The sequence below is a fragment of the Martelella lutilitoris genome, assembly GCF_005924265.1.
Classification (GTDB): Bacteria; Pseudomonadota; Alphaproteobacteria; order Rhizobiales; family Rhizobiaceae; genus Martelella; species Martelella lutilitoris.
Map to the genome: position 1 here is coordinate 68,384 of NZ_VCLB01000010.1, position 20,432 is coordinate 88,815.

Genomic DNA, 20,432 nt, shown 5'->3' on the forward strand with positions numbered 1-20,432 from the left:
CTACTCCGCTGCTTCTGCCGGTTGGGTCTGTGACTGAGGGCGCGGTCCGAAGTCTTCCGGGAAGTGGGTGAGCGCGCTTGAAACCGGGTAAGGCGTGAAGCCGCCCAGCGCGCAGAGCGAACCTAGCCGCATCGTGTTGCACAGGTCATCCAGAAGCGCCTTTTGCTCGGCGACCCCCGCGCCCGCCGCGATCTTGTCGATCACTTCGGCTCCGCGCACCGCGCCGATGCGACAGGGCGTGCACTTGCCGCAGCTTTCCAGCGCACAGAATTCAAAGGCGAAGCGCGCCTGTTTCATCATGTCGACTGTGTCGTCAAAGACGACGATGCCGGCATGGCCGATCAGGCCGTTATTGGCGGTAAAGGCCTCATAGTCGAAGGGAATATCGAAGTGGCTCGTCGGAAAATAAGCGCCGAGCGGCCCGCCGACCTGCACGGCCTTCACCGGCCGGCCGCTCGCCGTGCCGCCGCCGATATCGTAAATCAGTTCATTGAGCGTGATCCCGAAGGCGGTCTCGAACAGCCCGCCATGTTTGATATTGCCGGCAAGCTGTATCGGCATGGTGCCGCGCGATTTGCCGACGCCGAAATCACGATAGTATTCCGCGCCGCGGTCCAGGATCAGCGGGATGGAGGCCAGCGACAGCACATTGTTGACCACGGTCGGACAGCCGAACAGGCCTTCAAGCGCCGGGACCGGCGGCTTGGCGCGCACGACGCCGCGCTTGCCTTCCAGGCTGTTGAGCATCGAGGTTTCCTCGCCGCAGACATAGGCCCCGGCGCCCACGCGCATTTCCATATCGAAAGCGTGTTCGGAGCCGAGCACCGCCGGGCCCAGAATGCCCTCCCGGCGCGCGATCTCGATCGCCGCTCTCATGGTTTGGATCGCATGGGGATATTCCGAGCGGGTGTAGATATAGCCCTTGGTCGCGCCCGTCGCGATGCCCGCGATCGCCATGCCTTCGATCAGCACGAAGGGGTCGCCCTCCATGATCATCCGGTCGGCAAAGGTGCCGCTGTCGCCTTCGTCGGCGTTGCAGACGACGTATTTCCGTGCACCCGGCGCCTTGCGGACCGTGTCCCATTTGATGCCGGTCGGAAAGCCGGCGCCACCGCGACCGCGCAGGCCACTGTCGGTGACCATCTGAACGATGTCGCCGGGCTGCATCGTTACCGCGTTTTCAAGTCCGCGCAGCCCCTTGTAATGGCGGTAGTCAGAGACGGACAGCGGGTCCGTCACGCCGCAGCGGGCAAAGGTCAGGCGCGTCTGCCGCTTCAGGAACGGCAGTTCACGGGCTTCGCCAAGGAAAAGCGGATGATCTGCGCCCTCCAGAAAACCGGCATCGAACAGGCCTTCGACATCAGATGGTTTTACCGGGCCATAGGCAACGCGGCCATGGCCGGTGCGCACTTCGACCATCGGCTCCAGCCAGTGCAGGCCGCGCGAGCCATTGCGCACGATCTGCGCGTCCAGCCCGCGGGCGGCAAGCGTTTGAGAGATGGCCGATGCCACCTTGTCGGCGCCAACGGCGAGGGCAGCAGCATCGCAAGGAATGAAAATGACGGGTTTCATCGTCCGGCCTCCGCAACGACATCCTTCAGCGTCGCTTCGTCGAGCCGACCATAGATCGCATCATCCAGCATGGCCGCCGGCGCGCAGGAACAAAGGCCCAGACAGTAGACGGGTTCAAGCGTCAACCGGCCATCCGCGGTCGTCTCGTGCCAATCGAGACCAAGCGCCGCGCGCAGACCATCGGCCAGCGCCTCGCCGCCCATGGACTGGCAGGCTTCGGCGCGACAGATCCTCAACACGTGATGACCGGCGGGTTCGCGGCGGAAATCATGATAAAAACTCATGACGCCATGCACTTCGGCGCGGCTGAGGTTCAGCTTGTCCGCGACGAGCCGCAATGCGGCTTCCGGCACATAACCGAATTCTGCCTGTATATCCTGCAATATAGGCAATAGCGGCGCTTCACGCTCAAGATGGTCTTCGACGATCGCGGCCGTCCGTGCGGAAACCGCCTCCCGTTGCACATTCACATCCATCAAGCCGCTCCTCCCGCAGAACCCGACTTGAAAAATGTCATACCCACTGCTGCTTGATCAATGCCGCAGTTCCGTCAGTCAATGGCTTTTTCTTATAGATGACTTTCCTGTTCAAGTTTATCCGCCTGGGCCAGGTGCCGCGCCTGCCGCAACACGGCAGAAATCAACGGGGCATGTGGCTCGCGGTGGGTGGCAACGAGACCGACACGGGCGCCCGCAACCGGATCGACGATCGGTATGGTCTTCAGCGTGCCGATGGCAAACGTCGTTGCCAGACTTTCCGGCATGATGGTCGACCAGAGGCCGGTCTGCACATGGGCAAACAGCGTGACGATCGAATCCGATTCAAGCGTCGGCGCGACATCGGCGGAAGCATCGGCAAGTATCCCGTCAAGAATCCGCCGGTTCTGCATATCCTTGGTCAAAAGGCAGAGCGGAAGGCGGCTGACATCCCGCCAGGTGATCCGCTGGCCGGTCGCCTGCTCTGTATCCGCGCCCGTCACCAGACAATAGGTTTCGCGGTAGAGCGGGATCTGCGTGACCTTCCCCACCGGCTCGTTGTCGAGATAGGTAATGCCGACGTCAATTTCGAGATTTTCCAGAAGCGACAGGATTTCGGAGGACGAACGCGACAACACGGAGACGGTGACACCGGGATTGCCCGCAACAAACGGCGCCGTCAGCGCCGGAACATAGGAAAGCGCGGTGGGTATGGCCGCCACCTTCAGGTGGCCGCTGAGCCCATGACGCATGGTCTCGAGTTCCTGCTGCATGGTCCGGGCATCGCCGACAAGCCGCCGCGCCCATTCCAGCACCCGCTCTCCTTCAGGCGTCAGCCCCTGAAACCTGGAGCCGCGCAACACCAGAAGCACGCCCAGCTGCTCCTCAAGTTGCTTTATGGATGCCGAGAGCGCCGGCTGCGAAACGCCGCAGGCCTGCGCCGCATGCCCAAAATGCTGCTCCCGCGCCAGCGTTATGAACATGTCCAGTTTTTCGATCATGACTATTCCACCCGGGAGCCGCTTGCGGCGGTTTCGGCAGTAATTGGGGCCGCTTGCGTGCATCTGGCCCCGGCAGCGGCAATCACGCCACCGCCGCGGCCGAATTCTCACCGGTTTGCCACCTTGTCAGAGATGGTGCTTCTCACCCACCGGCTTCAGCCGCATATTGGCGGTCAACGCGATAACGAGCAAGTCAGCCATTTGGATGCTTTCTTTGCTTTCGCTGGCATTGATTGCCGAGCCTTCCCCCGACGCCATGCGAAACAAGCTCTACGGCGCGCGATCGTAGGCCGCTCAGGCGCGGGTGAAGATTGACCTTTGGGCCTCGTGAACTCAATTTCGCAGGCAGTTTTGTTCGATGCCCACGAGCCAGACGAATATGTTCGAGACCGCACGAAAGCAGGCCCCGAGGAAAGCCCGATGGTGGGCGATCCACGCGGATGGCCAAGCTCATTGATATTGCGCGCGGGAGTTCGGGAATAGCGGCGACCGGAAGATAAACTTGCGGGAAAGCCTGCCAAAAAAGATGCGGAATTGCTGCCACTCGATGTTGCACGCCGCGCCATCCGATATTGCACGCTGCATGAACGCCGTCTTCAAACCACCAATGTCCATGGAAAGAGCAATGACGCTCTACAACAATAATCCCAGAATTTTGGTAGCGGGAGAGGGACTTGAACCCCCGACACGCGGATTATGATTCCGCTGCTCTAACCACCTGAGCTACCCCGCCAACCCGGGCCTTCATCTAAAGCCTGCCGCTTGCGACAGTGTGAAGGACGCTGTGCCCGGGCGGTGTTGACCGCGCGGGACGGGGCGTTCTTAGGGCCTTCGCCAATGAGTGTCAAGCAGGTTCGGCGCAATTTTCAAGGTGCGGCGAAGGGGGCGATGAAAGCCTGCAAATCAGGGCGCGCCGGCGGCAGGATCACCCGAACCGGCAACGGGGCTCCCGTTGCCCTGCGACGCCCTCAGGGCCCGGGGCTTGCGCTCGTGAGAGGCCGGCGTCAGGGCCTCGCATTCTTTTCTCGAAATACGCGTCAAAAAGGCCTATATGGGCCGGACGAAGGAGCTGAAATGGCGCGTATGAACAAAAGCGAAGACTGGCAGGGGCGTCACGCTCCGAGCCTTGAGGCAATCGAATCCCTGGCAATCGAGGCCTATGCCAAGTTGCCCGAGCCTTTTCGCGCGCTGACCGGCGATCTCGTTGTCGAGATTTCGGATTTTCCGAGCGACGACGTGTTCGAGGACATGGCGCTGGAAACGCCCTTCGACCTGCTCGGCCTGTTCGAGGGGCGCGGCATTTCCGAACGCTTCACCATGGAAACCGGCGAAATGGTCAACCGCATCACGCTCTATCGCCGCCCGATCCTCGATTACTGGGCGGAGAACGAGGAAACGCTGGGCGACATCGTCACCCATGTCCTGATCCACGAGATCGGCCATCACTTCGGTCTTTCGGACGACGACATGGAGCGGATCGAGGAAAGCGCCGAAGAGGACGACGTTCGGCGCTGAGCGGCTCCGTCGCCATGTTCTGACGATGCTCTCATCCCCGGCCTGCTGGCGAGCGCCCTGGTCCACCCGTGAAGGCACTTGCAGGCAAAGCGGCTTGACGCCGGGCGGATCGCTTGGCGCTCACTCAGGCCGTATGAAGTCGCCGGATTTGTTGTCCATCACCCACAATTCGCCGGAGGAAATGTCGAACCACGCGCCGCAGAGCTTCAACTTGCCCTGTTTTTCGGCCGTCGCGACATTGGGGAAGGAGCGCAGGTTGGCAAGCGAGTTGCGGATCGAGATGCGCTCCAGCGCCGTCTGCCGCTCGCCGGCGGTCATGGCCGAGTTGGCATTGATCTGCTCGGCGGCCGGCTTCAGGAGCGTCGTCCACTTGCCGATGAAGTCGCCCGGCGTCAGCGGCTCGGCATCCGGCGCAAGAGCGGCATGAATGCCGCCGCAACGCCCGTGGCCGAGCACGACGATATTCTTCACCTTCAGCCCCTCGACCGCGAATTCAAGCGCCGCCGATGTGCCGTGATACTGGCCGTCCGGCTCATAGGGCGGCACCATGTTGGCGACGTTGCGCACCACGAAGAGTTCGCCGGGCCGGGCGTTGAAGATCATTTCGGGCGCGGCGCGGGAATCGCAACAGGCAATCACCAGCGTCTGCGGCTTCTGTCCTTCCTCGGCCAGTGTCCTGTAGCGCGCGCGCTCTTCGACATAGCGCCCGGACATGAAGCTCCTGTAGCCGTCGAGAAGGGATTTGGGAAACGCATCCATCTGTCTTGATCCTCATGCTGTTGCGCATTGGCGCGCATCATTTTCTTCTACGGTGCCTGGCCGGGTGCATCAACTGACGGATGCCAACCTTTGCAAAAGGGGCTGCCAGACTGGACGCGTTGCGTTCGAGCTGCAGTTCGTCCGCGCCCTCGCGAACGGCCCGCGCCAGAACCTCGTAGACCGTGGCCGTGGATTTCTCCAAGGCTTGCGCAGGAGAAACCGCGGCAAGCCTTGCTGCGAGATAGAGCGCGGAGAACAAGTCCCCCAGCCCGTTGGGCGGGTTTTCCAGGCGACCGTGTTCGGCCAGCACCGCCTGCCGTTCATCCACGTAAAGCGCTGCCACGCCTTCCCGGATAAAGGCATGCGCGGAGGTGACCACCACCTCGCCGGGGCCGAGCGCAAGGGCGGCATCCACGGCCGCGCTGTTGTCAGGGATGGCGCGTCCCGTCAGCCAGGAGAGTTCGAACCGGTTCGGCGTGGCGATATCGGCGAGCGGCAGGAGGTGGTCGCGAATGGCGGCGGCGGTCTCCTCCGGCACGTAGAGCCCGTTCTCGTCGCCGCTCACCGGATCGCAGAGATATTTGATCTCGGGATTGTCCGCCTTCAGGTTCCTGACCAGCGTTGCGATGGTCTCTGCCTGTCGCGGGCCGGCGATATAGCCGCTGATGACAGCGGACACCTCGCTTCGCCAGCGGCTTGCGCCAAGCTCCCCGATCGCCCGGGAAAAGCCGTCCCCATCAAAGGTCAGCCGGGTGGACGGTCCATGGCCCGGATGATAGGGCAGGACGATGGTGGGAATGGACCAAGTCGCAAGCCCAAGCGTTTCAAGAGCGAAGACGATTGCGCGGTTGCCGACGGCGCCGCGCATGACGTGGCTGGAGATGGCGATGACCGCGCCGGTTTGTGCTGTCATTTCAGGTCCTCGGTCGGGATGTGCAACCAATGCGATCAGAAAAGCGGAAATGTTTTGCCATTTGCCTCATTTACGCTCTAAATCGCCTATTGGAGGGCGCTGTCAAGCCAGTGTCATGACGGCGACGTTAAAGGTCGAAGTGATCCGGGACAAGAAGGCATCTGCAAATGCCGCCCCTGGCACCTGACAAACAAGAACACGCTGGAGGAAACATGGAAAACAAAGCCGATCAGATGCGCAAGGGCGTGATGGCCGCGGCAGAAAAGGCCGCGCTTGCGACCGGCGAGCCTTTCATCAACCCCTTTTCCATGTTCGAACGGGCCAGTCCCGAGGACCTGGCGCGCTACGACGCGGCCATGCTCGCCGAAGCGGCGGTGCACGCCGCGCGCGAGGTAGGCGCGTTCGATGGCGGCAGGGCCCGCGTCAGCGTCGGCCCGGTCTCCGGCATAGCTCCGTCGGGCATTGCGACCGACGTGATTGCGGTGACAGACCGGAACATGCCGTTCATCTACGATTCCGTGATCGCCGAGATCGGCGAATTCACCAGCGATATCCTGCTCGCCGTGCACCCGATCCTGATCGCATCCCCCGGCAGCACCGTCACGGCCTTCTCGCCCGAGATCGCGCATACGCCCGAGGACCGCATCAGCCATGTGCAGGTGCATGTCGCAGCGCTTTCGCCTGAAAAGCGCGCGGCGCTGAAGGAGCGCCTCGATTATGTCATGGCCCATGTGCGGCTTGCCGTCAACGACTGGCCGGCCATGCTCGACAAGCTCGAAACGGCGATGAAAGAGATCGAGACGCGCGCGCCCCAGGGCATGAAGGCGTCCGGCGAAGAAACCCGGCACTTCCTGGAGTGGCTGCGCGACGGCAACTTCACCTTTCTCGGCATGCGCGAACTGGTCTATACGAATGAAGACGGCGCAGGTCGGGTGGAGCATGTGTCGGGTTCCAGCATCGGCATTCTCTCCGATCCCAAAATGCGGGTCCTTCGGCGCGGCGCGAACCCGGTTGTCTCCACGCCGGAAATCCTCGCCTTCCTCGAAGGCCCGGAGCTGCTTCTGGTCACCAAGGCCAATACCACATCGATCGTCCACCGCCGCACCTATATGGATTATATCGGCGTCAAGCGCTTCGGCGAGGATGGCCGGGTTGTGGGCGAATTGCGCATTGTCGGCCTCTTCACCTTCACTGCCTATACCCAGTCGGCGGCGCGCATTCCGCTTTTGAGGGCAAAGCTTTCCGAGGTCTCGCGCCATTTCGGCTTCGAGCCGAAGAGCCATGCCGGGCGTATGCTGCAGAACATTCTTGAATCCTATCCGCGCGACGAACTGTTCCAGGTGCCGGTCCCCCAGCTGACAGAATTTGCCGAGCAGATCATGGATGTGGCCGAACGGCCGCGCATCCGCGTGCTGAGCCGGATCGACGGTTTCGACCGCTTCGTCTCGGTCCTCGTCTATATTCCGCGCAATCTCTACGATGCGCGCCTGCGTGAGAAGGTCGGCGAATATCTCGCCGAGGTCTATCAGGGCCATGTCTCGGCCTATTACCCCTCGTTTCCGGAAGGTCGCTCGGCCCGCGTCCAGTTCATCATCGGCCGCCACAGCGAGGAGAAGACGCCCGAGGTGCCGCAGGCCGACCTGGAAGCCGCCGTGCGCAAGCTGGCCGCCGACTGGTCGGAGCATTTCCGCTCGCTCGCCGGCCCCGGCGCCCCTGCGTTTGACGCCAACGAAGCCTATCACGAGGCCTTCTCTCCGGAGGACGCCGTTGCCGACCTGCCGCTGATTTCATCGGCAGCCGAAAGCGGCATTCGCATTGCCTTCTATCGACCCGTCAATGATGACGGCGAGGAGGAGCTGCGGCTGAAGATCTTCCACGCCGGCGGTCATCTCGCCCTGTCGCGGCGCGTGCCGCTTCTGGAAAATCTCGGCTTCACCGTGATCTCCGAGCGCACCTTCGACCTTGCGCTTGAAGACAACGATGCCGAGCCCGTCGAGGTCATCCTCCATGACATGGAGCTTCTGGTTGACGGCTCCGTGGACTTCGACCTGGAGGCTGACGGCGCCCGTCTTGAGGAAGCCTTTGCCGCCGCCTTTTCCGGCAGCGTCGACAATGACAGCTTCAACCGGCTTGTTCTGCTGGCAGGCCTCGACGTTCGCCAGGTCAATGTGTTGCGCGCCTATGCCCACTATCTGCGACAGGCCGGCGTCAATTTCACGGCCGACTATATCGCCCAGTCGCTCTGCCTCTATCCGGTAATCGCGCGCGCGCTGTTCCTGATGTTCCGCACCGCTTTCGATCCGGCATTGTCAGACGAGGAACGGGCCGAGGGGCTGAAGAGCGCGCGCGGCACCATCACCGAAGGGCTGGAGGGCGTGCCGAACCTCGACGACGACAGGATCCTCCGGCTGTTTGTCAAGCTCGTCGACGCGACGCTGCGCACCAATTACTTCCAGACAGACGAAAACGGCGCGCCGCGGCCGAACCTCGCCTTCAAGTTTGCCTCGCGTTCGCTCGCCATCCTGCCCGAGCCGCGGCCCTTCCGCGAGATTTTCCTTTACGGCCCCGAGGTGGAAGGCGTGCATTTGCGCTTCGGCAAGGTCGCGCGCGGGGGCTTGCGCTGGTCGGATCGCGGTCAGGACTACCGCACGGAGGTGCTTGGTCTCGTCAAGGCCCAGCAGGTCAAGAACGCGGTCATTGTGCCCGTCGGCGCGAAGGGCGGCTTCTACCCCAAGAAACTGCCTCCCGGCGGCAGCCGCGAGGAGGTGTTCACCGCCGGGCGCGAGGCCTACAAGAGCTACATCCGCACGCTGCTGTCGATCACCGACAATATCGAGGACGGAAAGGTCGTTCCGCCGTCCGATACGGTGCGCTGCGATGATGACGATCCCTATTTCGTCGTCGCCGCCGACAAGGGTACGGCGACTTTCTCCGACACCGCCAACGCACTCGCGCAGGAGGCCGATTTCTGGCTGGATGATGCCTTCGCCTCGGGCGGCTCGGCAGGTTACGACCACAAGAAGATGGGCATCACCGCGCGCGGCGCGTGGGAGGCTGTGAAGCGTCACTTCCGCGAGATGAATGTCGATATCCAGACGACGCCGTTTACCGTCGTCGGCGTTGGCGACATGTCGGGCGACGTCTTCGGCAACGGCATGCTGCTTTCCGAGAAGATCCGGCTGGTGGCCGCCTTCGACCACCGCGACATCTTCATCGATCCCGAGCCCGATACGGCCGGAAGCTTTGCCGAACGCAAGCGGCTCTTCGACCTGCCGCGCTCGAGCTGGCAGGATTACGATCGTAGCCTCATGTCCGAAGGTGGTATGATCATCTCGCGGCGCGAGAAAGCTGTGAAGCTGACGCCGCAGGCCGCAGCGGCGATCGGCCTTGCAGAAGGCGAGTACACGCCCTTCGACATCATTTCCGCGATCCTGAAGGCCAAGGCCGACCTGCTCTGGTTCGGTGGCATCGGCACCTATATCAAGGCGCGCAGCGAGACCAATGCCGAGGTCGGCGACCGCGCCAATGATCCGATCCGCATCAATGCAGAGGATCTGCGCGTGCAGGTAATCGGCGAGGGCGCCAATCTCGGCGTCACCCAGAAGGGGCGCATTGCCTTCGGGCTGAAAGGCGGTCGCTGCAATTCCGATGCGATCGACAATTCCGCCGGCGTCAACTGCTCCGACGTCGAGGTCAATATCAAGATCGCCCTGGCCTCCGCCATGCGTTCCGGCCGGCTTTCGCGCGCCGATCGCGATGTCCTGCTCGCCGAGATGACCGAGGCGGTCGCCGACATCGTCCTGGAGAACAACTACCTGCAGACGCTTTCGATCTCGCTCTCCAACGAGGCGGGCCTTGCCAGCATGCTGTCCCTGTCGCGGATGATGGAGGTTCTGGAAAAGGACGGTCATCTCGACCGTACGGTCGAGACATTGCCGGATGATGAGGCGCTGCGTTCGCGCCGCCAGTCCGAAAAGGGTCTTACCCGTGCGGAAACCGGCGTGCTGCTTTCCTATGGCAAGATCGTGCTGTTCGACCAGTTGCTGGAAAGCGGCCTGCCGGACGATCCCTATATGGAGCCATTGCTATACGGCTATTTTCCCGAGCGCATGCGCGAGGCCTTTGCAGAGGATATCGGCGGGCATCGCCTCAGGCGGGAGATCATCGCGACCCGGCTTGCCAATGACGTGATCAATCGCGGCGGTCCGGAATTCGTCATCAATGCCTGCGACATGACGGCGGCAACCCCTGCCGAGGTGGTGAAAGCCGCGATCATCGCTCGCGACGGTTTCGGCATGGAGAGCCTGTGGCAGTCCGTCCACGCGCTTGACGGAACCATCGATGGGAAAACGCAGAATGCGATCTACGCGCAACTGCGGTATCTCTTCGGCATCCTGACCCATCTTCTGATCCGCAACGGGCTCGCCGAAGGTGATATCGCCGAGGCGGTCGGACGGCTCAAGGACGGCTTCGACGCGTTCGAGGCCGGGATTGCCGACCTTCTGCCGGATGCACGGGCGGAATGGCTCACCGAACAGGAAGAGGGATGGCGCAAGGCCGGCGTGCCGGACGCGCTTGCCGCAAGTCTCGCCCGTCACCTCGCCATGATGTTCGTGCCGGAGGCCTTGCAGATCGCCAGCCGCAGCGGACGCAGCCTGGAACGGGCGGCGGATGCCTATTTCAGCGTCACCAAGCTCTTCCATGTTTCGCCGCTCTTGAGCGTCGCGGCGCGGATGAAGCCGAGCGATTTCTACGATTCGCTCGCGCTTGCCCGTTCCATGGACCAGATTTCGGCAAGTCGGCGTGATCTCGCCGCCAACGCGCTTCTTGGCCATGGAGACACCGAAAATGCCGTCGTCGCTTGGCGTGAGGCGCATGCCGCGCGGGTTCAGCAGGTCGCCGAGCAACTGGAACGTCTTGCCCGCTCGGGCGATCCGTCGATTGCCAAGACCACGGTGGCCGCGGGGCTTCTCAACGATTTGGCCCGCGACCTGAATTGATGCCCGCCGGGGTTTGACAAAGCGCCGGGAAGCGGCAATCTCAATCCGTTCGAAGGGGATGGATAAGATTGTCGCTTCTTGAGAAAAATGTCTCTGCTTCCGCCGGCGGCGCGAAGGCACCGCGTTCCGGCGTCTTTGGCTGGATGTTGTTCGACTGGGCGGCGCAGCCCTTCTTCACGGTGATCATCACCTTCATTTTCGGCCCCTATTTCGTCTCCGAACTCGGGAGCGATCCCGTTGCCGGGCAGACGGCCTGGGCCCACGCGGCCACGATCGCCGGCATTCTGGTCGCCATTGGCGCGCCCTTTGCCGGGGCGCTTTCGGACTCGGCAGGGCGCAACAAGCGGTTCATCGGGGCGATGGCCGTCGTCCAGGCGGCAAGCCTTGCCCTCTTGTGGTTTGCCGCGCCCGGAACCGGCTATTTCTGGCCGGCGGTTCTGATCATCGCGGCAACAGTGATGGCCGAGCTCTCGGTGGTCTTCAACGATGCCATGCTGCCGCATCTGGTCCGGCCCGCGCGGATGAACCGGGTTTCCAACGAGGCCTGGGGGCTTGGCTATCTCGGCGGCATGATCTTCCTGATTGCCGTGGTGCTGTTTCTTTCCGCCGATCCCGAAAGCGGGCTGACCATGCTCGGCCTGCCGCCGCTCTTCGGGCTTGATCCAGAGACCGGTTCTGCGGCAAGGCTGACAGGTCCGCTCGCAGCCGGCTGGTATTTCCTTTTCCTCGTGCCGTTCTTCATCTTCACGCCCGATCGACCGCCGCTGAAGTCTGCCGGACGTGCCGTTGTCGACGGGGTGAAGGACCTCAACGCATCGCTTGTGGCGTTGAAGGGCCGACCGGTGCTGATCCGCTTTCTCATTGCCCGCATGCTCTACATGGACGGCGTCAACGGCATTCTCATCCTCGGCGGCGCGTTTGCGGCGGGCATGTTCGGGTGGAAGACCATGGAGATCGGCATTTTCGGCATCATCCTCAATGTCGCGGCGATCTTCGGCTGTTTTCTGGCCCCGCGTCTGGGACGCGGCGCCTCCGCGGGCAGCGTGGTGCTCGTGGCGCTGGTGATGCTGGTTGCGGCGACGCTCGGCATCGTCTCGACCACGAAAGACGCGACGCTTTTCGGAATGTTGCATTTCGGGTCGGCGACAGAGAGCGGACTTTTCGCTGCCGGCGCGGAAAAGGCGTTTCTCGCCTACGGCCTGGTGATCGGGCTTGCCTTCGGGCCGGTGCAGGCGGGCTCGCGGGCCTTTCTGGCAACGCGTGTTTCTCCGGAAGAAGCGGGTCGCTTCTTTGGCCTGTTCTCGCTCACCGGACGGATGACGAGTTTCATGGCAACCGGCGCATTTGCGATCCTGACCGGCTGGACCGGCTCGCCCAATCTCGGCATGGCGAGCCTGCTCGTTTTTCTTGTCGCCGGCCTCGTTTTGTTCGTGCCGGCGATGGGAAGCGCCGAGCGGCGGCAATAATCGCCGCCGCATAATCACGCGTTTCTAGCGCATCGGCCCGAAAACCGGAATCGATTTTCGGAGAGCACGATGCGCGGATTCAATAAGTTAGAGCGTCCTTTGTGCGTCCGAATGGACGCACGGCGCTCTAGTGGCGGAAGGTGCGGGTGCCGGTGAACACCATGGCCACGCCGTTCGCATTGGCCGCGTCGATCACTTCCTGGTCGCGGATCGAGCCGCCGGGCTGGATCACGGCGGTGGCCCCTGCGGCAACGGCGGACAGAAGGCCGTCGGCAAAGGGGAAGAAGGCTTCCGAGGCAACCGCCGAACCGCGCGTCATCGGCTCCGGCCAGCCGGCAGCCTGTGCCGCGTCCTCGGCCTTCAGTGCGGCGATGCGGGCACTGTCGATGCGGCTCATCTGACCGGCGCCGATGCCGGCCGTCTGGCCGTCCTTGACGTAGACGATCGCGTTCGACTTCACATGCTTGGCAATGGCGAAGGCCATCTTCAGGTCTTCCAGCTCACGCTCGCTCGGCGCGCGCTCGGTGACGACCTTGAGTTCGATCTCGTCGATCATCGCGGTGTCGCGGCCCTGCACCAGGAAGCCGCCGGCGACGGTCTTGAAGTTCAGACCCTTGGCGCGCGGATCGGGCAGTCCGCCGGTGGTGAGCAAACGCAGGTTCTTCTTGGCGGCGATGATCGCCTTCGCCTCCTCATCGGCATCGGGCGCGATGATGACTTCGGTGAAGAGCTTGACGATTTCGCTCGCCGTCTGGCTGTCCAGCGTCTGGTTCAGCGCGACGATGCCGCCGAAGGCCGACTGGTTATCGCAGGAAAGCGCGCGGCGATAGGCTTCCAGCAGCGTTTCCGCGCGGGCGACGCCGCAGGGATTGGCATGCTTGATGATGGCGCAGGCCGGAGAAATGTCCGGCGAGAATTCCGCGACCAGCTCGAAGGCGGCGTCCGTATCGTTGATATTGTTGTAGGAAAGCTGCTTGCCCTGGTGCTGGACCGCATTGGCAACGCCCGGCCGCTTGTCGCCGGTCACATAGAAGGCGGCGGACTGATGCGGGTTTTCGCCGTAGCGCATCTCCTGGCGCAGCGTGCCGCCGAGCGTCAGGTGGCGCGGGTTTTCGATGGCAAGCGCCTCGGCAAACCAGCCGGAGATCGCCGCATCATAGGCGGCCGTGCGGGCGTAGGCGCGCGCTGCCAGCTGCTGGCGCAGCGCATAGGGCAGGGTGCCGTTGCCGGCCTCGAGCGCCTCGGTGATCGCGCCATAATCTTCCGGATCGGTGGCGACGGCGACATAGGCATGGTTCTTGGCCGCTGCGCGGATCATCGCCGGGCCGCCGATATCGATGTTCTCGACCGTGGTCGGATAGTCGCCGCCGGCCGCGCGGACGTCCTCGAAGGGGTAAAGGTTGATGACGGCGAGATCGATGCTGTCAATGCCGTGCTCGCGCATGGCCGCCTGATGTTCCTCGTCGTCGCGGATGGCGAGAAGCCCGCCGTGAACCTTGGGGTGCAGCGTCTTCACCCGCCCATCCATGATTTCCGGAAAGCCGGTCACCGCCGAGACGTCGGTGACCTGAAGTCCGGCTTCAGTCAGCGCCTTGTGGGTGCCGCCGGTGGAAAGCAGGCGCACGCCACGCGCGGCAAGGGCGCTGGCGAATTCGACGATGCCGCTCTTGTCGGAGACGGAAAGGAGCGCGGTTCTGATTTCGACGAGATCGGGAGCGGGAATTTTCTTCGAGGCGACGGCCATGGCAAGGTCCTTCAGGCAAACGCGTTTTCAGCCGGCAAGAAGCCGCGGCTGCAAGCGCAAGGCAACAACTCATCTGCAAGGTTGGTTGCGGATGGCCCGCTCTAGCACGCCTTCGGTAAATGTGAAACCGTCAGCTGAGCCGGTTGAGCCGCCAGCGGATATCGGGCCGATCGCCGATGGTCCAGGCAATCACGATCTGGCGGGACGCGGTCTTTCCCGCGCTTGCCGCGAAGAACACGCCGTCCTCCAGCACCGGCGCGCAACCGGGTGCTGAAAACAGCCAGCTTTCATTGTCGTGCGCGGTCATGAAGATGGTGTCGTCGTCCTCCTGCATCGTCCAGATAGCAGGGTGAAGATGGAACCGGGCGATGGCGACGGTCTCGTCGCCCTCCGCCGGCAGGGCGCCGTTCTTGCCGCGAAAGCCGTCGCTCCCGGTAATCTCGGTTCCGTCCGGCGAAAGCGTGAGCGTGCGCTCCAGCATGAGGCCGTATCGCGCAAGATAGCCGTCATGGCGCATGATCAGGCGATCATGGCCGTTCTCGTCCATATCGCGCTCATGGGTCACCTGTCGGATGCCGCCGGCGGCGACCGGACCGAGGAAGGCCGAGCGGGAAAAGCGCATGGCCGAGCTGTCGTCAATGGAAACGGCGGAATGGGCGGCGGTTGTCCGCGCCAAGCGGATCGTCGCCTCATCGGCCGCGAGCGGCACGCCGGTATTGACGATGAACCGGTTCTGCCCGGCCGACATCTCGAACGAAAGAGCGCCGGCATGGGCGGTCTTCGACAGATGGACGGAAAGCGGCCTGCCGGTATCGGCGATCAGCGTCGTCCGGCCCGCTTGCAACCGGTCGAAGCCCGAATGCGGCAGGGCCCTGAACACGGATCCGCCGGTCTCGTCATAGCGCAGCAGCGCGGAAAGCGCCGTGCCCGGCACCAGGCCGGTGCCGTTGAACAGGGCAAGGTCGCCGTCGCGGTGGCGGAAGAAATTGACTGCGGCATAGGCGCGGTCAATGCTGGCGACGAGCCGCTTCGGCAGGGTCTGGTCGAGGTTGATATAGGTCTGGCGCAGCGGCAGAAGGCGGAGCAGCAGGCTCACCAGCGCGTCCGGACTGCGGGAGATATGACCGCCATCGGGAAGGATCTGCTTTTCCAGCTCGTCATCGAGCCGGCGCGCGGCCTCACGCTTGCGATGGTCGGACATGTCGAGGCTGATGGCCGCCATGGCAAGGGCGGTCGCGGTCTGCAGGCGCACCGCGTCGCGCGGAAGCGTCGCGTAACGGCGCCTGAGAATGCGCTCGTGCCGGGCGATCTGGTCGACGAAGCGGCGATAGAAGCCGGTGTCAGCCCCCTTGAGGATCACGGTCGAGTGGCAAAGCCAGGCGTTAAGCCGCCGCACCGCGATCTCGGTCTCCCAGCTTGTGCCTTTTGCAGAGCGGTGGCGGCGCATGAAACTCAACACGGCAGCGCGCGCGAAGATATTGGCCTCCTCGCCGCGCCGCGTACGCAGGTGGCGGAGCCATGAAAAGCCGGCCAGCTCCCGCTCGAAGGCGAGGCTTGGCATTTCGAAGGAAAAGGGCGGACGACCGTTGGTCTCGAGCACCGCGCCGGCGAGCGCGAAACGGCCCGCCAGCAGGTCTTCGCCTTCAAGCGGGTCGGCGATCCTGAGATCGGTGGGGGCGACGAGAAGCCTCGAAGCGCGGCGGCCGGACAGGAAGCCCGGCAATGGCGGCGTCGCCGAGCGCACCAGACGAGAGGAGCGGACAAACGCTTCCCGACAGTATAGGGACGCAAAACGCCCGATTTCCGGAACCGGAAGGCCCAAAGGTGCACCCTGCCTGTTGTTCGTTACGCGTCGATGCATTTCCAGCCAAATTTCCGGTCTAGCCGGATAGGTTGAATGCTTTGTTAACGCGCGAAGACATTGTTTTTGTTGACAGCCGGAATGCACGATTACGCTGCCTATTTCAAGAACTTGGCATGAAATAGGTGTCAGAGCCGCCTGATCGCCGCCGCGTAGAAACCGTCAAGGCCGGTGGCGCCGTCAAGGCTGTCGGCGGGCGTGGTGCGCATGGCGCCTTTGCCGTCGAGGAGGTGGGCAAGCGGACGGACAGCCTCTGGCGTGAACGCCGCCAGCGCCGCATATGGGCGTTCGGCAAGCAGCCGGGCGACATTCGCCTCGCCCTCCAGAGGGTCGAGCGAGCAGTTGGAAAAGATCACGAGCCCGCCCGGGCGCACCATGGCAAGGGCGCGTTCCAGCATCGCATACTGCACTTCCGCCAGCTTCTCGATGTCGGAGAAATCCTTGGTCCACAAGACGTCCGGGTGTCGCCGCACCGTGCCGGTGGAAGAACAGGGCGCATCGAGAAGGGCCGCGTCGAACAGGCTTTCGGGGTCGAATTCCATCATGTCGGCGCAGATGGTCTCGGCTGAAAGCTTCAGCCGCGCTAGGTTCTGTTCGAGCCGTTTCAGCCGGCTTTTCGAGCGTTCCAGTGCCGTCACCTCGGCGCCTTGGCAAACGAGTTGCGCCGTCTTGCCACCGGGCGCGGCGCAAAGGTCGATCACGCGCTTTCCCGAAAGATCGCCGAAGAGGCGTGCCGGAATGGCGGCGGCGGCATCCTGCACCCACCATTCGCCGTCATCGAAACCATCCATCGCCGTCACCGCGCCGGAGGGCTTGTCGAGGCGGATCGTTCCGGTTGACAGCACCGTGCCGCCAAGCTTCTCGGCCCAGCCCTTCGGGTCCGATTTAACCGAGATGTCGATGCTCGGCGGCGAAAGCTGCGCGCGACCGATGGCGAAGGCTCTCTCCGCTCCATAGATTTCGACCAGTCGATCCCGGAACCAGTCGGGGATTGGCGAGACGGTTTCCAGTTCGCCGAGCGTCTTGTCCTTGCGCCGCGAAAGCCGTCTCAAAACCGCGTTGACGAGGCCGGCGAAGCGCCTGTTGCGCGGATCGGCATTGGCCTGTTCGACGGCGATATCGACGGCGGAGTGATCGGGAATGTCGAGATAGAGGATCTGGGCCGCGGCGATCGTCAGCACATGGGCGAGCGCGCGGGCGCCGGATGGCAACGGACGCTCGAGAAGTCGCGTGATCGCGGCATCGAGCATCGGCTTGTGGCGCAGCGACGTCAGCACGAGCGCCCGGCAAAGCGACTGATCGGCGGCAGAAAGGCTGCGATAGGCGCCGTTGCCGTGCTCATTGTCGAGCATGCCGTCCAGCGGCGTCTTCCGGTCGACAACGGCGGCGAGGATTTTCGTGGCTGCCGCGCGCGGGGCGTAGCCCGGCTTCTTTTCCGGCGCGGGGGAGGCGGCGTCTTTCGGACGGGCCTTGTTCCGGCCCGCCCGTTTCATGTCATCATTCAATTCCAGGGACCTTTTTGGGGCGGCTCGCCGCCATTGTTGCGGCCGGTTTCGGGCACCGAGCGCGATCTGCGGGTCGCCTTAGCAGGCTCGGGCGCTGCCGTCGAGGTCCGGCCCATGCGGGCGGCCTGTTCGCGAAGCGCGGCGATGCGGTTTTCCGTGTTCGGGTGGGTGGAGAACAGATTGTCCATGTTCTGGCCCGAGAGCGGATTGATGATGAACATATGCGCGGTTGCCGGATTGCGCTCGGCCCGTTCATTGTGGATCACCTCGTTGCCGTGGGCAATTTTCTTGAGCGCCGAGGCGAGCCAAAGCGGATTGCCGCAGACCTCGCCGCCACGCTTGTCGGCGGAATATTCCCGCGTGCGGCTGACGGCCATCTGCACCAGCGCCGCGGCCAGGGGGGCCACGATCATGGCGACCAGCACGCCGACGAACCCGAAGGGGTTGTTGTTGTCGCGCGAACCGCCGAAGAAGAAGGCGAAGTTGCCGAGCATGGAGATTGCGCCGGCGAGCGTCGCCGTGATCGTCATGGTCAGCGTGTCGCGATGCTGCACGTGGGCGAGCTCATGGGCCATGACGCCGGCCAGTTCCTCGCGCGAGAGCATCTTGAGGATGCCGGTCGAGGCGGCGACGGCGGCGTTTTGCGGGTTGCGGCCTGTGGCGAAGGCGTTGGGCTGCGGATTGTCGTAGAGATAGACCTTGGGCATGGGCAGGCCGGCGCGCTCAGAGAGTTCGCGCACGAGATTGTAATATTCCGGCGCGGTCGAAGCGTCGACTTCCCGCGCGCCATACATGCGCAGCACCATCTTGTCTGAATTCCAGTAGGAAAACATATTCATGCCGGCAGCAATCATCAGGGCGATCATCATGCCGCCGCGGCCGCCGATCATGAAGCCGATCGCCATGAACAGCGCCGTCATGAAGGCAATCAGCATGGCAGTGCGAACGAGGTTCATTTCTCTGTCTCCGGGAGCGAAGGGACCTTAAACTTTCCGCAAAGTCCGCTTATATGCAGGACTGGACAATAAATGGGGCGGGGTTGATTGCATATCAATATTGCGCCGCTTCCGTTTGCAGGCATGGCAGGAAGAATGTGACATGAACGACGACGAGACCGGCAAGACGCAAGCCAAAGCAGAAACCCGCAGCGAGGCAGCGCCCTCTGCGGCGGAACTGGCGGCGCTCACGGCGGGTTCTGAGTTGCCGGCGGTCGATCCCGAGGAAGAGCGCCGCGCCAACCTGCCGGAAGCGGCGAAGCGGGCGCTGGCCGAGGCGGAGGAGCGCCGCCGCGCGGCCGCCGCCGAAGCGCGTCCGGCAAAGGAACATGGCGGGCGCGGCGGGCTCGACCCGGCCCGCTATGGCGACTGGGAAATCAAGGGTCGCGCGATCGACTTCTGATATAGGTGATAATTCCTATTGATATCCTCTGTTTTGAGGAATAAATTCCTTTTTATGAATCATTCTGTCCGCACACTCCTGACGGCGGTCCTTGTCGCCTGCCTGATCGCGCCTGCCGCTGGCCGCGCAGAGGATATCTATGCCGGTCCGGTACGCGCCGAGATCGTGCGCGTGATCGACGGGGACACGATCGTCGTCGAGGCGCGACCCTGGCCGGGGCAGATCGTGGAAACCTCGGTGAGGATCCGCGGCGTGGACACGCCGGAGCTCAGATCGTCCTGCGAGGCGGAACGTCAGGCGGCCTCGATCGCCAAGGATTATGTCATTTCGCTTCTTCGTGCAGGCGAAACCGTCCAGCTCAGGCGGATCGCCGGCGACAAGTATTTCGGTCGCGTGGTCGCCGATGTGGCGCTGCCGGATGATCGCGACCTTTCCAGCCTGCTTCTCGAAGGCGGTTTTGCCGTTTCCTATGACGGCGGGCGCAAACCGGACTTCATCTGCCCCTCGTCCTGAGGACGATACTGTCGTAAAACCGGGTTTTCAAACGTCCCCGGAGTTTACATGACCCAATCCTTTGCCCCTGTCGTCACCGAGCAGGCTCACGCCGTTTCGGTGGCCGGCTTTACCGTCGAACTGCCGCTCGTCGCGATCAAGCCGGATCTCGCCATCTCGTTGATGATGGTGATCGATCTGGGCGTCCGCTTCGGCGAACATTGCGGCAAGGCCCTTGCGGACCGGCTGTCGCCGATGGAGCCCGATATCGTCGTCGGCGCGGCAACGCTCGGCATTCCGGTTGCCATCGAGGTGACCCGCGCGCTCGGCCTCGACCGGTATGTCATCCTGCAGAAATCGCCCAAGGTGCATCTGGGCTCGGCGCTCGAGCAGAAGATCACCTCGATCACGTCAAAGGGCGAGCAGCGCCTGCTTCTCGATGACCGCGCCGTGCCGCTGCTCAAGGGCAGGCGGGTCGTGGTTGTCGATGATGTCGTCGCCTCCGGCTCGAGCCTGAGGGGATCGGTCGATCTGGTGCGAAAGGCCGGCGGCAATGTCGTCGGGCTCGGCGTGATCCTGACGGAGGGCCGGGAATGGGAGAGTGCGCTGGGGTCCGATGCCGCTCTGGTGCAAAGCCTTGCCCACATTCCGCAGTTCGGACCGGGCGAAAACGGCCGCTGGGTCGCACGGCCTGAAGGGCTTTAGGCCAAAAAAAGGCCGCACCGTTTCC

At 63.3% G+C, this 20,432-nt stretch carries 15 protein-coding genes and 1 tRNA gene; 6 read left to right on the forward strand and 10 right to left on the reverse strand.

The window, feature by feature from the left end; translation table 11 throughout:
• From FF124_RS17750 to FF124_RS17765, 4 genes are all read right to left on the reverse strand, one after another.
• Positions 1 to 1,572 carry a formate dehydrogenase beta subunit gene (locus tag FF124_RS17750; RefSeq protein WP_138749819.1) on the reverse strand — a complete coding sequence of 524 codons (1,572 nt, stop codon included), beginning with the start codon at positions 1,570 to 1,572 and terminating at the stop codon, positions 1 to 3.
• A complete protein-coding gene (locus FF124_RS17755) occupies positions 1,569 to 2,048 on the reverse strand; it encodes a formate dehydrogenase subunit gamma (RefSeq protein ID WP_138749820.1) in 480 nt (159 codons plus the stop codon). The genes FF124_RS17750 and FF124_RS17755 overlap by 4 nt, the downstream gene beginning before the upstream one ends.
• Positions 2,049 to 2,140: 92 nt before the next feature.
• Positions 2,141 to 3,049, reverse strand: coding sequence for a LysR family transcriptional regulator (locus tag FF124_RS17760; protein ID WP_138749821.1), 909 nt, complete (start codon positions 3,047 to 3,049; stop codon positions 2,141 to 2,143).
• A gap of 656 nt (positions 3,050 to 3,705) precedes the next feature.
• Positions 3,706 to 3,782, reverse strand: a tRNA-Met gene (locus FF124_RS17765).
• A gap of 341 nt (positions 3,783 to 4,123) precedes the next feature.
• Between FF124_RS17765 and FF124_RS17770 the strand changes: the two genes are divergently transcribed.
• A complete protein-coding gene (locus FF124_RS17770) occupies positions 4,124 to 4,564 on the forward strand; it encodes a metallopeptidase family protein (RefSeq protein WP_138749822.1) in 441 nt (146 codons plus the stop codon).
• Positions 4,565 to 4,684: 120 nt separating this feature from the next.
• Here FF124_RS17770 and FF124_RS17775 read toward each other — a convergent pair whose 3' ends face one another.
• Together FF124_RS17775 and pdxY are read right to left on the reverse strand one after the other, a co-directional pair.
• Positions 4,685 to 5,323: a carbonic anhydrase gene (locus FF124_RS17775; RefSeq protein ID WP_138749823.1), complete on the reverse strand. Its 639-nt coding sequence runs from the start codon at positions 5,321 to 5,323 to the stop codon at positions 4,685 to 4,687.
• A 37-nt stretch (positions 5,324 to 5,360) separates the two neighbouring features.
• A complete protein-coding gene (gene pdxY / locus FF124_RS17780) occupies positions 5,361 to 6,236 on the reverse strand; it encodes a pyridoxal kinase (protein ID WP_138749824.1) in 876 nt (291 codons plus the stop codon).
• Between the two features lie 212 nt (positions 6,237 to 6,448).
• Between pdxY and FF124_RS17785 the strand changes: the two genes are divergently transcribed.
• Positions 6,449 to 11,236, forward strand: a complete 4,788-nt coding sequence (locus FF124_RS17785) for an NAD-glutamate dehydrogenase (protein ID WP_138749825.1) — start codon at positions 6,449 to 6,451, stop codon at positions 11,234 to 11,236.
• A gap of 143 nt (positions 11,237 to 11,379) precedes the next feature.
• Positions 11,380 to 12,702 (forward strand): MFS transporter, encoded by a 1,323-nt coding sequence (locus tag FF124_RS17790; protein WP_138749966.1) that lies wholly within the window; start codon positions 11,380 to 11,382, stop codon positions 12,700 to 12,702.
• A 127-nt stretch (positions 12,703 to 12,829) separates the two neighbouring features.
• Here the strand turns inward: FF124_RS17790 and purH are convergent, their stop codons facing one another.
• The 4 genes from purH to htpX form a co-directional block, all read right to left on the reverse strand.
• The gene (purH, locus tag FF124_RS17795; protein WP_138749826.1) at positions 12,830 to 14,446 is read right to left on the reverse strand and encodes a bifunctional phosphoribosylaminoimidazolecarboxamide formyltransferase/IMP cyclohydrolase; all 1,617 of its coding nucleotides are present in this window, start codon (positions 14,444 to 14,446) and stop codon (positions 12,830 to 12,832) included.
• Positions 14,447 to 14,576: 130 nt separating this feature from the next.
• The gene (locus FF124_RS17800) at positions 14,577 to 16,169 is read right to left on the reverse strand and encodes a heparinase II/III family protein (protein WP_187326996.1); all 1,593 of its coding nucleotides are present in this window, start codon (positions 16,167 to 16,169) and stop codon (positions 14,577 to 14,579) included.
• Between the two features lie 266 nt (positions 16,170 to 16,435).
• Positions 16,436 to 17,800 carry an RsmB/NOP family class I SAM-dependent RNA methyltransferase gene (locus tag FF124_RS17805; RefSeq protein ID WP_138749828.1) on the reverse strand — a complete coding sequence of 455 codons (1,365 nt, stop codon included), beginning with the start codon at positions 17,798 to 17,800 and terminating at the stop codon, positions 16,436 to 16,438.
• An 8-nt stretch (positions 17,801 to 17,808) separates the two neighbouring features.
• A complete protein-coding gene (gene htpX, locus FF124_RS17810; protein WP_138749829.1) occupies positions 17,809 to 18,768 on the reverse strand; it encodes a zinc metalloprotease HtpX in 960 nt (319 codons plus the stop codon).
• Between the two features lie 244 nt (positions 18,769 to 19,012).
• Between htpX and FF124_RS17815 the strand changes: the two genes are divergently transcribed.
• From FF124_RS17815 to FF124_RS17825, 3 genes are read left to right on the forward strand one after another with little or no spacing between them, the layout of a single operon-like run.
• Positions 19,013 to 19,210: a DUF1674 domain-containing protein gene (locus FF124_RS17815; RefSeq protein WP_246072537.1), complete on the forward strand. Its 198-nt coding sequence runs from the start codon at positions 19,013 to 19,015 to the stop codon at positions 19,208 to 19,210.
• 54 nt (positions 19,211 to 19,264) lie between these two features.
• The gene (locus FF124_RS17820) at positions 19,265 to 19,723 is read left to right on the forward strand and encodes a thermonuclease family protein (protein ID WP_138749831.1); all 459 of its coding nucleotides are present in this window, start codon (positions 19,265 to 19,267) and stop codon (positions 19,721 to 19,723) included.
• A gap of 48 nt (positions 19,724 to 19,771) precedes the next feature.
• On the forward strand, positions 19,772 to 20,407 hold the full coding sequence (locus FF124_RS17825) for a phosphoribosyltransferase family protein (RefSeq protein ID WP_138749832.1): 636 nt from the start codon (positions 19,772 to 19,774) through the stop codon (positions 20,405 to 20,407).
• Positions 20,408 to 20,432 lie beyond the last annotated feature (25 nt).

Excerpts from the sequence above, each read along its gene's own strand:
- pdxY (WP_138749824.1), bottom strand. The coding sequence starts at position 6,236 with ATGACAGCACAAACCGGCGCGGTCATCGCCATCTCCAGCCACGTCATG.
- FF124_RS17790 (WP_138749966.1), top strand. The coding sequence starts at position 11,380 with ATGTTGTTCGACTGGGCGGCGCAGCCCTTCTTCACGGTGATCATCACC.
- FF124_RS17825 (WP_138749832.1), top strand. The coding sequence starts at position 19,772 with ATGACCCAATCCTTTGCCCCTGTCGTCACCGAGCAGGCTCACGCCGTT.
- FF124_RS17805 (WP_138749828.1), bottom strand. The coding sequence starts at position 17,800 with ATGAAACGGGCGGGCCGGAACAAGGCCCGTCCGAAAGACGCCGCCTCC.
- FF124_RS17785 (WP_138749825.1), top strand. The coding sequence starts at position 6,449 with ATGGAAAACAAAGCCGATCAGATGCGCAAGGGCGTGATGGCCGCGGCA.
- FF124_RS17750 (WP_138749819.1), bottom strand. The coding sequence starts at position 1,572 with ATGAAACCCGTCATTTTCATTCCTTGCGATGCTGCTGCCCTCGCCGTT.
- FF124_RS17820 (WP_138749831.1), top strand. The coding sequence starts at position 19,265 with ATGAATCATTCTGTCCGCACACTCCTGACGGCGGTCCTTGTCGCCTGC.
- FF124_RS17755 (WP_138749820.1), bottom strand. The coding sequence starts at position 2,048 with ATGGATGTGAATGTGCAACGGGAGGCGGTTTCCGCACGGACGGCCGCG.
- FF124_RS17775 (WP_138749823.1), bottom strand. The coding sequence starts at position 5,323 with ATGGATGCGTTTCCCAAATCCCTTCTCGACGGCTACAGGAGCTTCATG.
- FF124_RS17760 (WP_138749821.1), bottom strand. The coding sequence starts at position 3,049 with ATGATCGAAAAACTGGACATGTTCATAACGCTGGCGCGGGAGCAGCAT.
- purH (WP_138749826.1), bottom strand. The coding sequence starts at position 14,446 with ATGGCCGTCGCCTCGAAGAAAATTCCCGCTCCCGATCTCGTCGAAATC.
- htpX (WP_138749829.1), bottom strand. The coding sequence starts at position 18,768 with ATGAACCTCGTTCGCACTGCCATGCTGATTGCCTTCATGACGGCGCTG.
- FF124_RS17770 (WP_138749822.1), top strand. The coding sequence starts at position 4,124 with ATGGCGCGTATGAACAAAAGCGAAGACTGGCAGGGGCGTCACGCTCCG.